The organism is Indolivaga capnocytophagoides (assembly GCF_036511535.1).
GTDB classification, from domain to species: Bacteria; Bacteroidota; Bacteroidia; order Bacteroidales; family Dysgonomonadaceae; genus Dysgonomonas_A; species Dysgonomonas_A capnocytophagoides.
Window position 1 is genome coordinate 4687682 of record NZ_AP028867.1, and the last position, 14123, is coordinate 4701804.

9 protein-coding genes and 1 tRNA gene are annotated in these 14123 nt (G+C 37.4%); 6 read left to right on the top strand and 4 right to left on the bottom strand.

The genetic code is table 11. The features are described from left to right. The first annotated feature begins 89 nt into the window (after positions 1-89). The 3 genes from ligA (at position 90) to dapA (ending at position 3588) form a co-directional block, all read left to right on the top strand. Complete coding sequence (ligA, locus tag AABJ51_RS18970; protein ID WP_338373822.1) at positions 90-2087, top strand: NAD-dependent DNA ligase LigA; 1998 nt, start codon at positions 90-92, stop codon at positions 2085-2087. 7 nt (positions 2088-2094) lie between these two features. Continuing rightward, on the top strand, positions 2095-2616 hold the full coding sequence (locus AABJ51_RS18975) for a DUF6913 domain-containing protein (RefSeq protein ID WP_338373823.1): 522 nt from the start codon (positions 2095-2097) through the stop codon (positions 2614-2616). 78 nt (positions 2617-2694) lie between these two features. Beyond that, entirely contained in the window at positions 2695-3588 is an 894-nt protein-coding gene (gene dapA, locus AABJ51_RS18980; RefSeq protein WP_338373824.1) for a 4-hydroxy-tetrahydrodipicolinate synthase, read from the top strand. A gap of 99 nt (positions 3589-3687) precedes the next feature. Here the strand turns inward: dapA and AABJ51_RS18985 are convergent, their stop codons facing one another. Continuing rightward, positions 3688-6852 (bottom strand): TonB-dependent receptor, encoded by a 3165-nt coding sequence (locus tag AABJ51_RS18985; protein WP_026625311.1) that lies wholly within the window; start codon positions 6850-6852, stop codon positions 3688-3690. Positions 6853-7527: 675 nt separating this feature from the next. Here AABJ51_RS18985 and gnd point away from each other — a divergent pair. The 3 genes from gnd to AABJ51_RS19000 all read left to right on the top strand — a co-directional run bounded on the left by gnd (position 7528) and on the right by AABJ51_RS19000 (position 10157). Next, positions 7528-8979 carry a decarboxylating NADP(+)-dependent phosphogluconate dehydrogenase gene (gnd, locus tag AABJ51_RS18990; RefSeq protein ID WP_338373825.1) on the top strand — a complete coding sequence of 484 codons (1452 nt, stop codon included), beginning with the start codon at positions 7528-7530 and terminating at the stop codon, positions 8977-8979. A gap of 177 nt (positions 8980-9156) precedes the next feature. Continuing rightward, a tRNA-Arg gene (locus AABJ51_RS18995) sits at positions 9157-9230 on the top strand. A 222-nt stretch (positions 9231-9452) separates the two neighbouring features. After that, on the top strand, positions 9453-10157 hold the full coding sequence (locus AABJ51_RS19000; RefSeq protein ID WP_338373826.1) for a hypothetical protein: 705 nt from the start codon (positions 9453-9455) through the stop codon (positions 10155-10157). Positions 10158-10244: 87 nt separating this feature from the next. On the opposite strand, the gene AABJ51_RS19005 is transcribed toward AABJ51_RS19000, so the two are convergent. From AABJ51_RS19005 to AABJ51_RS19015, 3 genes are all read right to left on the bottom strand, one after another. Then, positions 10245-10823: a fibrobacter succinogenes major paralogous domain-containing protein gene (locus AABJ51_RS19005; protein ID WP_338373827.1), complete on the bottom strand. Its 579-nt coding sequence runs from the start codon at positions 10821-10823 to the stop codon at positions 10245-10247. A gap of 299 nt (positions 10824-11122) precedes the next feature. Then, entirely contained in the window at positions 11123-11887 is a 765-nt protein-coding gene (locus tag AABJ51_RS19010) for a carboxylesterase family protein (protein WP_338373828.1), read from the bottom strand. A gap of 41 nt (positions 11888-11928) precedes the next feature. Then, the gene (locus AABJ51_RS19015; RefSeq protein ID WP_338373829.1) at positions 11929-13683 is read right to left on the bottom strand and encodes a family 43 glycosylhydrolase; all 1755 of its coding nucleotides are present in this window, start codon (positions 13681-13683) and stop codon (positions 11929-11931) included. Between the last annotated feature and the right edge of the window lie 440 nt (positions 13684-14123).

Here is a 14123-nt window from a genome sequence, read left to right on the forward strand (position 1 = left end):
CTCCGTCTGTAAATAAAAAGGGCTGCAGACTTAATTCAAATTAATTCTTATTTTTGTATTCTATCAAAAAATATCAGAAACAGATACCCATGGAATCCATCGGACAGCATATTGAATCTTTGAGAGAAGAACTGAATCTACATAATTACAACTATTATGTATTGTCTACCCCAACTATTTCGGACTTTGAGTTCGATCAGAAAATGAAGGAGCTTACCCGACTTGAGGAGGCTCATCCTGAATTTGCCGATCCCAATTCTCCAAGTCAGCGTGTGGGCAGTGACTTAACCAAAAACTTCGTACAGATTCCCCATAAATATCCGATGTTGTCTTTAGGTAATACCTATTCGGAAGAAGAAGTAAAAGAATTTTTCGACCGTGTCAAAAAAGACCTGAACGATACCTTCGAGATTGTCTGTGAATTGAAATACGATGGAGCATCTATTTCCCTTACATATATAAACGGGCGGCTGGTACAGGCTGTTACTCGTGGAGACGGGGTTAAAGGAGATGATATTACAGCCAACGTAAAAACCATTCGAAGTATTCCTTTGGTGCTGAGAGGGACGGATTATCCTGCTGAATTTGAGATTCGGGGTGAAATTCTTATGCCTTGGAAAGTTTTTGATGAATTGAATAAGGAGAGAGCAGAGCAGGAAGAACCGCTTTTTGCCAATCCTCGTAATGCTACATCCGGAACGTTGAAGCTGCAGGACCCTAAAATTGTAGCATCCAGAAAACTCGATGCTTATCTGTATTACATGCTGGGTGAGAATTTACCAACAGGAGGACATTACGAAAATCTGCAAAAGGCGAAAGAGTGGGGCTTTAAGATCTCCAATGCTACAAAAAAATGTACGACAATAGAAGAAGTTTTCGCTTTTATAAAATATTGGGATGTTGAGCGAAAAAATTTACCTGTTATAACCGATGGGATTGTATTAAAAGTAAATTCCCTCTTGCAACAGAAGAATTTAGGTTACACATCCAAATTTCCACGTTGGGCTATTGCCTATAAATTTCAGGCCGAACAAGAATTAACCGAATTGTTATTTGTGTCTTATCAGGTTGGACGTACCGGAACGGTAACACCGGTGGCTAATCTTCAGCCAGTTAAACTATCGGGTACTACCGTAAAAAGGGCCTCTCTTTACAATGCCGATTCGATTGAAGCTTTAGATCTGCATATCGGAGACATGGTTTATGTTGAAAAGGGTGGAGAGATTATTCCTAAGGTAACTAAAGTTGAAACCTCCCTCAGAAAACCCGGTAGCCTGAAGGTTGAGTTTATTCATGAATGTCCTGAATGTCATACACAACTGGTAAGAGATCAGGGCGAAGCTGCATTTTATTGCCCCAACTATATGGGATGCCCTCCTCAGATAAAAGGGCGGATTGAACATTATATAACCCGTAAGGCAATGGATATATCGGGAGGTTCGGAAACTGTAGAACATTTGTTCAATGCAGGACTTATCCGTAATGTTGCTGATTTATACACATTGAAGTGGGAAGACGTAGCGGTACTGGAACGTTGGGCTGAAAAGAGTGCGAAAAATCTGATTGACAGTATTGCTGATTCTAACAAAGTACCTTATTCACGGGTATTATTTGCATTGGGAATCAGATATGTTGGTGAAACAGTCGCTAAAAAAATAGCAGCGGCTTTTCCGTCTATTGATTTACTGGAGCAGGCGACTGTAGAAGATTTGGTTCAGGTTGATGAGATAGGAGAAAGGATTGCGCAGAGTGTAGTTGACTTTTTCCGCAAAGAAGAAAATATCGAGATTATTAATAAACTGAAAAGTTTCGGCATTCAGTTCGAACAAAAGCAAAATACATCCGTTTCGGGTTCTGACAAATTAAAAGGGCTGACTATTGTTATTAGTGGGACTTTTGAGAAATATTCGAGAGATGAGTATAAAGGATTGATAGAAGCGAACGGAGGGAAAAACAGCGGATCTATTTCTGCTAAAACAAATTATTTACTTGCCGGAGCCAATATGGGACCTGCGAAATTAGAGAAAGCCCAAAAATTAGGCGTTGCCATTCTCAATGAAGATGAATTTTTGAAAATGATAGAATAATCTGCTTATGTTTGAATACTTCATACAAAAGAGTATAGAATCGGAACTAAAGAATAATAAGCGTGAGCACCAATTTCTGAATTTCGATAAAATAAAGAATGTACTTATTCTTTTTGATATCAAAGATTGGGAAGATGTGCAGTCTGTTGCCGCTGACCTGCAAGGAGCAGGTAAATCGGTATCCGCGTGGACTGTCTTGCCGAAAATATCGAAGGGCGAAATATTCGGTATAACATTACCCGAATGGGTGAAGACTGTAGATTTAAATAAAGATCTAAGCTGGATGAAGGCGATACGTTCCGGTGTATTTACCGAATTCGGGAATGAAAAATATGATACACTGATAGATTTATCTGCCGAAAAAGACAATTATTTGTTGTCTCTCCTTGTTCGAAATAAGAGTCGTTTTTGTATCGGAACATCTGAGGTGAAGTATAAGGTTTATGATTTTGTGTTTTATCGTGAAAATGATAAAACGCTAACGGAAGCATACGAACAGCTAAAAATTTATCTGGCTCAGATGCGGTAAGTTTAAATATTGATTAACTTTACCGTAATTTTCAAGAAACAGAAGAGCCAACAGCCAAACAAGACAAGAATATAATTTATGTCAAGAATAAATCTAAGAGGTGTAGGTGTTGCATTAATTACTCCGTTTAAGGACGATGAGAGTGTTGATTATGATGCTCTGACCAGACTTGTTGATTACCAGATTCAGAATAATACAGATTATCTTGTAATACTGGGGACAACAGCTGAAACTCCAACCCTTACAGAAGACGAAAAAAAGAATATTATCGAATTGGTTGTTAATCGGGTTAATGGGAAGATTCCTATTATACTCGGAGCCGGAGGTAATAATACACGTGCTATAGTAGATTACCTGAAGAATGGCAATTTTGACGGAATAGATGCTATACTGTCAGTTGTTCCATACTATAATAAACCTTCGCAGGAGGGTATATATCAACATTATAAGGCTGTTTCCGAAGCATCTAAACTGCCTGTTATACTGTATAATGTTCCGGGAAGGACAGGTGTGAATATGTCTGCCGAAACAACCTTACGTATAGCAAATGAATTTAAGAATGTGGTTGCTATCAAAGAAGCATCCGGAGATATGACCCAGATGGATGATATAATAAAGCGTAAACCAGAATCATTTGATGTAATATCGGGCGATGACGGAATTACTTTTCCTCTTATTACATTAGGTGCAATAGGTGTTATATCAGTTATAGCCAATGCTTTTCCGAAAGAATTTAGCCGGATGACCCGCCTTGCTTTAGACGGAGATTATCAGAGTGCATTGACTATACATCATGGTTTTAGTGAATTGTTTAGTTTGCTTTTTATCGATGGTAATCCTGCCGGTGTAAAGTCCATGCTGAATATGATGGGATATATAGAGAATAAGTTAAGACTGCCTTTAGTTCCTACTCGTATCACCACTTTCGAGAAAATAAGATTAGTGCTGAATGAACTGAACATAAAATGCTGATCTTCATCTTTCTCTAAAAGCAGATTCTTTTAAAATTAAGATATAAAAAAGCCGATTACTTTAAGTAATCGGCTTTTACTGTTTAACTATATTAATTGATTAGAAAGTGTATTTCAAACCAAGTTGTCCTCTCCAGCGAGAATAATAATCGCTGTATGAACGCATGTTGTAGTCTCCATCATGTAAGAATTGGAATTGAGATGTGGAGCTATTATAAGTGATAGGGCTGTAATAAGTAGAAGAGCCTCCGGCAGCCGCATAGCGTCCCCATTTCTTATTAAGCATATTACCAACGTTCATAATATCGAATGAAAGCTCTATAGAGTGTACTGTACCAGCTGCGTTAAAGCTGAATTTTTGAGCCAAGTGGAAGTCGAAGTGATGTTCAAAATCTTCATTGTCTGCATAACGGTCAAAGTACTCTCCGCGGTGTTTACTTAAATAAGAATCTTTGGCGATCCATTCTTTCATTCCTGCTTTTTGAGCATCAACAGAATAAGCACTGGTAGCTAAGAATGGCATTTGATCTATTTGTGCATCTGTTGGGATAAAGATCAAGTCATTACCATTAGAACTGTCGCCATTTAGGTCTCCATTATAATATATTGAATAAGGAGCACCAGATGAGCCTGAATAGATAAGGCCAACAGTTGTTGTCCATCCTGATCCGTATGTTTTGTGGTAGAAGGCAGATGCATTGATTCTGTGAGGGAAATTGAATGCAGAAAATCCTAATTCCGGATCATTCGGATTGCTTCTTGTATAGTTGTAGTTCCAGTTTGACTGAGCTACAGAAGAAGTTCCGCTATTAAGTGATTTAGAACGTGTATAGGTATATGACGCCATCAGATCCAAACCGAAATCAAATTTCTTTTCACCTTTCAAAGATAAGTTATACGAGTAACCCTTACTGGTATTTGATAATGCATATATGTAAGCATAATCTGTTCCGGTAGTTGTCCGTGAAAACATTGGGCGTTGATCAAAATCCAAACTGCTGATAGTTCCACCTAAAGTTTTACCATTAACATCGTAAGCTTTGTTTTGATAAAGGATATCATTCAGTGTTTTAGAATATATAGCCTCTGCTGTCCAGTTGATGCCTCCCAATTCGAAGTCTAAACCTAAATTGAACCGTAGGTTCTGAGAAAATTTGAAATCTTTATCAAATACATTGATTGTCTGAGCACCAGAAGCTGCCAGCTTGCTCGCATTTTCAGATTGCTTGTTAGGATCCAATATCAGAGATAGGTTTCCAGTTGAAGTTGTATTGTATGTCGATAACTGTATACCTGTGTTAGAGAAGTTATTGCTCAACCATACAAAAGGAATACGACCAGTGAAGATACCTGCTCCACCCCGAAGTACAAGTTTATTGTGACCATCAGCATTCCAACGGAATCCTGCGCGGGGCGAGAACATAGGTGTACTACTTAGTTTTTGATTTGTTTTGTAACCCCAACCCTGCTGTGTTGAATAATCGTTGAAACCTGCATTTTCAGCTGGAGTATCGAAAAACAAAGGAATATCCATGCGAAGCCCTAAAGTAATATCTAGTTTATCTGATACATTCCATTTGTCTTGCGCATATAATCCCAATTGTCCGGCACCAAAAGATGCTTTCCATAGAGGATCACCTGTTACATCAACATTGGCTTGTCCATAACGATAACGATTGATCTTACCTGCAACAAAATCGTCAACGCTATTATAATAATAAGTTCCATATGCATCTTGAATAAACAAGTTTGCAAAATTGTAGAACTCATTATGTGTACCTAATGTGATGTTATGATTTCCTTTGTATATAGTAAGGTTATCTGTAAATGACCATATATCTTGATCAAGAGAATTAGCCATTGATGAACGTTCATTACCTATATTTAAAGTTCCGTTTCCTACATTGGAAATGCTTATCATAGGAAATGGATTTCCCGGATCACGTTGATCTCTTGCGCGAACATAAGATGCGCGGAATTCATTGCTTAAATTGTTTGATAAACGGCTTTGTAATTCTGCAACAAATGTATTTGTTTTAGATATAAAGTCATAGCTATAGTCAGAACTGTTGAGATTAGAAGCTGTACTGGTGCTATTTAATTGCTTTGCAGATACCAAGCTCCAACGGAAAGAGGCTTTATGTTTATCGTTGATATTCCAATCTAATTTTGCACTTGCTTTGTCTGATTTAGTATATACATCAGAATTACTGAAGCCTCCATTGTAAGTAACTCCTTGTTCTAGAGCCTTAGCTTGGATTATCGCTAAAATACTTTCAGCTAGTGCAGGAGTGATGCTTGATGCAGAAGCTCCCAGTCCATAGCCATTTGGATATGTTTTGCTTGCTTTTTCGTAATTTGTAAAGAAGAATAACTTGTTCTTAATGATAGGACCTCCAAAAGTAATACCTGTTTGATATTCTTTCTGCTTGTCATATTTTTCACTGTTGCTGCCATTCATCAGGGTGTATTTATTTCCTATCAGATTCTGATTGTTTCCATAACCATAAACAGATCCATGGAAATTATTGGTTCCCGATTTTGTAATGGCATTTATAGCGCCTCCTGTGAATCCTGATTGACGAACATCAAATGGAGCTATATTAACCTGTATTTGGTCAATCGTTTCCATTGATACCGGCTGGGTTCCGGCTTGCCCTCCATTCGATCCATTCGATGTTAACCCAAAAACATCATTATTCATAGCTCCATCAATCTGAAAGCTGTTATAACGGTTGTTAACACCAGCGAACGACATTGCTCCCGACGAACTTACACTTATCTGAGGGTTCAGTCTCAGAACATCTGCTATACCGTGAGTAATAGAAGGCATGTTATTTATTTGCGCTGCATTTATACTTGCTGCGGCTCCCGTTTTATTTGCATCTACACCGGATCTACCTAGTACTACAACTTCTTTTAGCTCTGTAGACTCTTTTAATTCTGTGGAAATGTTTGTGGCTTCTCCTAATTTTAGGACTAATTCAGAAAAGACCTTTGTTTCGTAGCCCACATAAGAGATTGTAACCTTGTAAGGACCTCCGGCACGCATTCCTTGAATTGTGTAGCGTCCGTCAGTATTGGTTACTCCACCGTATGAAGTCCCGGAAGGAACGTGAAGAGCCTGGATTGTAGCCCCGATAATAACTTCATTGTTTACGTCAGTTACTTTACCACTCATTGACGAGGTCGTAACCTGTGCGTTAACAGTAATAGAAACCACTAACAAAATTAGTGATAAGTAATGACTGATTCTCTTTACCATAATTACCTGTTGATTAATATTATAATATATGCCTTAAAAAAACTTTAAATGCGATGCTAAATACTTATATTTTTTTTACAGATATATTGCATTTACAATAAGCTTATGTGAAGAAATTATTTCATAATTGTTACGCTGATAGGTTCAGATGGGTAACATTAAATAAATTATCCACTTATTATCTGTTAACTCCACTCTTTTAAATAACCGAAAATCGAAACGAATCTTTTAAACACTGTAATAACACTTGTTCAATTTTTTTTTGCGTAAATCTATTATTTAGGCAGAAGCTATAATTCAATAATTAATAATAGAAGAACTTAAAATTATATCACTACTTTTATTAATGTCAATTTGAAATGCAAATATAGAGTAAATTATCATAATGAAATAAAATAAATAGAATTACTTTTCAATTTAACATAAATAGGGTGCTTTTTATCTCTTTAGGAAGCTTGTTCTGCTGGAGGGAAGTGTACAATATATTATGTATCATGTAGATAACGTGATAAGAAGATGATTGCTATAAGATAGCAATTGATATAAATAGTTTCTATCTATTATATTGGGCTTAAATTCAAAACTATTGATTAACTTTAGCAAATATTAAAAAATTAATGAAAACACATACTAAAACCGATTGTTATAACAAATAATATATATCAATAATATAATATGAAAAAACTTGCGGATATAGGATTGATTGGTCTTGCCGTGATGGGTGAGAACCTCGTGTTAAATATGGAAAGTAAAGGCTATACCGTAGCTGTATATAACCGAACAGTGGAGAAAGTAGATGCTTTTGTCAATGGACGTGGAGCTGGAAAGAATTTTATCGGCACACATTCTATTGAAGAACTTATCGCATCTCTTGAGCGTCCCCGAAAAGTGATGATGTTGGTTAAAGCTGGAAAGCCTGTTGACGATTTCATCGAATTGTTGTTACCTCATCTTGAAGAAGGTGATATTATTATAGATGGAGGAAACAGCCTATATACCGATACTAACCGTAGAGTAGCTTATGTAGAAAGCAAAGGGCTGTTATATGTAGGTACAGGTGTATCGGGTGGTGAAGAAGGTGCATTGAAAGGACCTTCAATGATGCCCGGAGGTTCTCCTGCTGCTTGGCCTTATGTAAAGGGCATATTTCAATCGATTGCCGCTAAAGTCGATGGTGAACCTTGTTGTGATTGGGTTGGCGAAGGTGGAGCCGGACACTTTGTGAAAATGGTGCACAATGGTATTGAGTATGGAGATATGCAAATCATAACAGAGGCATATCAATTAATGAAAGATTTATTGGGAATGAGTGCTGATGAACAACACGAAGTTTTCAAAAAATGGAATACTGAAGAGCTTAATTCATATTTAATAGAAATAACAGCAGATATTCTTGCATACAAAGATGAAAACGGAAATGCTCTAGTTGATTCTATCCTTGATACTGCCGGGCAAAAAGGGACTGGTAAATGGACTGTAGATTCGGCTTTAGAATTAGGTATACCGCTTACTCTAATTGCCGAATCGGTATTCTCTCGCTGCTTATCGGCTCAGAAAGAATTCCGAGTAGAAGTTTCGAAACAAATTACCGGAACTAAAGCAAGCTTCAAAGGAGACAAACAGAAATTTGTTGACGATCTGAAAATGGCTTTGTACGGAGCTAAAATTATTTCGTATGCTCAGGGTTACAATCTGATGATGGAAGCTGCTAAAGAATACAAATGGAACCTTAATTATGGAGGTATCGCTCTTATGTGGAGAGGTGGCTGTATTATCCGTTCTGCATTCTTAGGAGATATCAAAAAAGCATTTGACAAGAATCCTAGCTTACCAAGTTTGATCCTTGATTCATTCTTCAAAGAGAAAATCGAACAAACTCAAGATGGTTGGAGACAAGTTATTGCACAAGCTGTACTCAATGGAGTGCCAGTGCCTGCATTGGCTGCTGCTCTTAATTATTTCGACGGATTACGTTCCGATAGATTGCCTGCGAACTTACTGCAAGCTCAAAGAGACTATTTCGGAGCTCATACTTATGAAAGAATTGATAAACCTCGCGGACAATTCTTCCATACAAATTGGACAGGTCACGGTGGAGACACATCTTCTTCTACTTACAATGTATAAACAGTCGATATCATAGAATGTAAAGCAGGGTAAATAAAATTACTCTGCTTTTTTTATTTCTTAAATACTGAGCTACTAGTTATTTACAGTTGTCAGGTTATTTTAATTCAAAAAAATACGCATCAACTCTTGCAAAATTAAAAAAAGCTGCGTACTTTTGCAACGCATTTAAGCAATGGCTTCGTAGCTCAACTGAATAGAGCATCTGACTACGGATCAGAAGGTTACAGGTTTGAATCCTGTCGAGGTCACAAAAGTAGATTTTAAAAGCGTGTAATCATTTGATTTACACGCTTTTTTATTTTGTGAAATTGAAATACTTAGAAAAGTACTTAGATTTTAGAATATGTCTTACTTGGCAAGAAAGTAATATCTGATATGTCGGTGCTGCTGAAAGAGTAAAAGCAAAGACAAACTATATCTCAAGTTCTCTTCTTACATTTGTACTTTATTAATAACACAAAATTTATAGTATGAAAAAGGCTTTCTTTTCGATCCTTTGTTTGGGCTTTTCTATTTTCTCTTATTCGCAAGATCAGGTTGTAAATGGCAATCTTTTAGTAAATGGTATAATTGATAACGGTAATCTTAAAACTAATAAATTAAAATCCATTCTAGCAAGGATCGAGGAGGGAAATGCAGATGGAGAGGGGACATATATTGGTGTAAAGTCCTATTATAGTCAAAAAAATCCGGAGAATAATTATACTGAAGGTAGCATAAAAATGTTTAGTATAGAGCATAAATTTTATGGAGAACTGAATAATAGCATTGATTTCTACAGAGGTGGATCTACAATAGGCGGACATATCGGTATGTCGATATATGATGGAACTGAGTATTTTAGATTCTCGAAAGCATTATTAGAGGTGCTCGGCACAATCCGTGCAACCGAAGTAAAAGTAGAGACCGGTTGGTCTGACTTCGTTTTCGAAAAAGATTACAAACTACCTACACTTCAGGAAGTAGAGAACCATATCAATGAACACAAGCATCTCCCCGATATTCCATCTGAAGCAGAAGTAAAAGAAAACGGTGTGAGTCTTGGTGAAATGCAAGCTAAATTATTGCAGAAGATTGAAGAGTTGACTTTGTATACAATTGAGCTGAATAAAACGGTAAAAGAGCAAGGAGAGAAAATTCAAAAATTAGAAGCTGAGAGAAATAATAATGAATAGCCCGAAAAAATGCGGTCTATTTGATTGTGTAAATGAAAATTTGGGATAATCCCGTTATACGATGTATCAGTAGCTTTTATACAAATTTTACTGCATTTCGCAGACACAACGTATATTCAATTTCATATATTTAGGAGAACTTGTCACTGATAAACTGTTCCCTTGAAAATAAATCTGATAGTTAAAGTCATTGCCCGCAGGACTCGAAGACCAGATACTTCCCGATAATCCTTTATTTCTTATGGAACCGGACGTACTCATGACTCCATTAGCGGGAATCAGAAGTTGGCTTTTTCCGTCATCGCTCTTTATCTTGAAGTTCTTAGAATCGTAGTCAAACTCTCCTTTCCCTGATTTTACAACTCTTTCTAATTTCTTAATTTCTTCGAGCGTGGGAAGTCTCCATCCGTAAGGACAAGGATCGGTTTCTGGATAACTGAAAAATGAACTGTCTATATCATTATTACCTGTGATTTTGACATTAACCGGAGCCCACCAAATACCACCTACCTGAACACCAACTGTATCTTTTCCTGTATTATCCGTATATATAATTGAGCTTATAGAGTTTACTAAAGTTGAGTTTTGGGTATTCTGCCCGACTAATTTTGAAAGTTCAGTATTAAAAGATAATAGAATAAGTAGAACGGATAATTTAGTTGTCATTTTTATGGTTTTAAGTATCTATGGCAGATTTACATCTTACAAAAGTACTTATTATTCTACATGTGCTACTGTTCTATATTTTATGATTAGTTGTGCGTCGGTTTGTAACAGTATTGTAATAATCAGATGTGGATATATCAATCGAACGTCTTCTTGATTGATTGACAGATGTCTATTAATTGGGGAGTCATGCGATATTTAATGCCGGAATAAAAAATGCTGATCATATCAGATCAGCATTTTTCACATATAATAACATTTTTAAAGGATCTGAACATGTTGATTTTCTAGTAGAACCTTTATTTCTTATGACTATACAACCAAGGAATAAGGTCGGTACTCTTGAATACATTTTCCCAACTTCCATGATTTACCCCCGGATATTCGGTATACTTAACCTCATTTCCTGCGGATTTCAACTGATTGTACATATCCTGAGAAAATTGAACAGGGACTACACTATCATCAGAACCATGAAAAATCCATAAGGCTGTATTTTTAGTACTATGCAAGATCTTGCCGACATCACCTCCACCGCATATTGCAAATGCCGCAGCAAATGTTTCCGGCATACGCCACAAGAGTTCGTATGTACCCATACCTCCCATCGAAAGACCTCCGGCATAAACTTGTTTAGTATTCACTTTCCCCGACGACAGCCAACTGTTTATCAGGCCTACGAGTGTTTGCATTGCGGATGTCGGCTGATTTGATAAACCGAATCTAAAAGATGTTTGCCCTGCAATGACACTCTTTTCAACATTGGCCCAATAACAGGATTCTGGACACTGAGGTACTATAACTATAGCTGGGTATGCCGATTGAAAGTTATTGATAAGGAAATCTTTTCCGTGTGTAAGTTGTTTTTCATTATCATTTCCTCTTTCGCCTGCTCCATGCAGAAATACAAGTAACGGATATTGTTTCGATGCATCATAATCTTTCGGAAACATCACCTGATAGGGCAGGGTATACCCGTTGATCATATATGATGCAGGTTGGAACTGAGCATATCCGCCCAACGTGCAGATAAAGAGTAATAGTATTGTAATTTTTGATTTCATAAGATATGATGAATAATTAAACAATAAAGGTATTAATCCTTTTAAAGAGCTTCCGCCGTAGTCCATGTCGAAGTACCATTTTCGTTAATGGCTTCTATGGCAAAGTAGTAAGGCTTGGTTCTGTCCATTCCCTTGTAATAATATTCATTGGTGTCATAAACCATCACTGAACTATAAAGTTTATCAGGTTCTATACCAATATAAATATTGTAAGCATACGCATTGTCTACAGGTTTCCATTTGAGCCATCCGCTTCGTTTATCGGTTTCGGTGCGGAGAACAATAAGTTGTTCCACCGGCTGAGGTTTCTCACCTTGTCCCAAGCCGAATACACGGAAACCCGATATAGCGAATTTGCCGGTGGGCATATGTATATTTTCGAGTTTGAGGTAGCGGGCTTTTACAGGTTTATCCAGCTCTACATAATCATGAGGTACATCTTTCGTATTCTTACTCTTGTCGATAAGTACTTTCCAAGACTTTCCATCCAACGAATAATAGACTATATATTTATGATTTTTACCGCTTGTTTTACCCATGAACTCAACATCTTGATCAGCGTAATTGATTTGTATCGCATGAACAGTTGAAAGGTCTCCGAGATCCGAAATCAGCCATTCTCCTTTATCGGCAGTTTTTGCCGACCAATAGGTTTTGATGTTTTCGTCAACGATGTTATTTGCATTGAATGTTCCTAAAGTAGACGAAACTTGTACCGGTTTGTTGTAATTAAGCATCATCCATCCTGTAAACTGACTTTTCAGGTGGTCGGCTTTTCCATTGGGCAGATAATGAGGGTAGTCTCCGAAAGCTGTATTGCAATACATATTATCTTCAGCATCGAATCCGGCAGGCCATAGTCCGATTCTGCGTTCAAAATTATTTTTCGTATTGATAACCATAGTCGAAGTATGCCAATAGTTACCCCAGTTGTCCTGAAAGGTTGCTCCGTGTCCGGCTCCACGAATGAAACCTCCGGCTTTCATACTTAAAGGTAATGACGCATGCTCAAAGTATCCGAGAGGCTCACTGCTTACAGCATATCCATCCGCATAATGGCTGAATTCTGTTCCCGGACCACCCCATTGAAGGTAATACTTTCCGTTATGTTTGGTCATCCATGCACCCTCCATAAATGGTTTCAGGAAAGTGTTATCCATATATTCACCAAAACGATGCCATCCGATGCGTTCGTCGTCGGTAAGTAACATTTCTTTTCGTGTGCCTATTGGTTGAAATGTTTTTCTATCCAACTCAATTCCATACAGCGGATATACATTGCTGCTGCCGTTGTACATATAAAGGCGGTTGTCGTCATCGACAAAAAACGCAGGATCCCATCCTCCGATATCGAAGTGTTCAACAGCTTTTTCCCATTTATTATTTTTAGGATCGGTACTGGTCCATATCGGAAATATACGAGAGTAAGTAGAGCCGAATACACACAGAGTATCTCCTTGTACCCATGCTGCAGGTGCGCAAAGGTCGTCCCACTTGTTCGGAGTCTTTTCTATCGCTTCTTCTGTGAGAAAAGGACGGGATACAAAGTGCCAATCAGATAGATCACTGCTCCACCAATATCCGCTCTGATTGGTTCCGAAGAGATAATAATCTCCTTTAAAGTTTACAATAACCGGATCGGCAGATGTTCGGTGTTTTCCCCATGTTGTGAAATTGGGAATAGGACAATATCCATAATCTACATTTACGGGATTGCAATATGTTTTTTGTTGGGCAAAAGACGAGAAACTCATCATAAGACCTAACGAAAGTAGTGTATGTTTTATCAGTTTCATTGAGTATCGTTTTTTTTTGAAAAGGTTACAAAATCAGTGATCAGTTAACAGTTAGCAAGTTTAATCGGTATCGAAAAGGTAACAAAAGTAACTCCTTTTATGTATGCTCTTCAGATGTTTCTTTTGTCCCTCTATCCCCAAAAGGGGATTTTGCTGTCGCCGAAGAAAGCCCTTTCAGCTGGGATGCAATCCGAAAAGGTAACAAAGGTTATACTGAATTTACATTTTTCGGATGACACCTTATTACCTGCTAATCTTATTTTGGTAATGGTAACAGGTCCGTCCCTTTGCTTATAGATAAAAATGGAAAGAACTCCGGAAATCTTATCTCTGAATTATTTTATGTGCACATTCATATAATAACCAAATTAAGTAACAGAAAGTATTTAATGACACATTTAAAGCGATAACCGGCGTTTGCCGTTATGCTTGCAATGCCA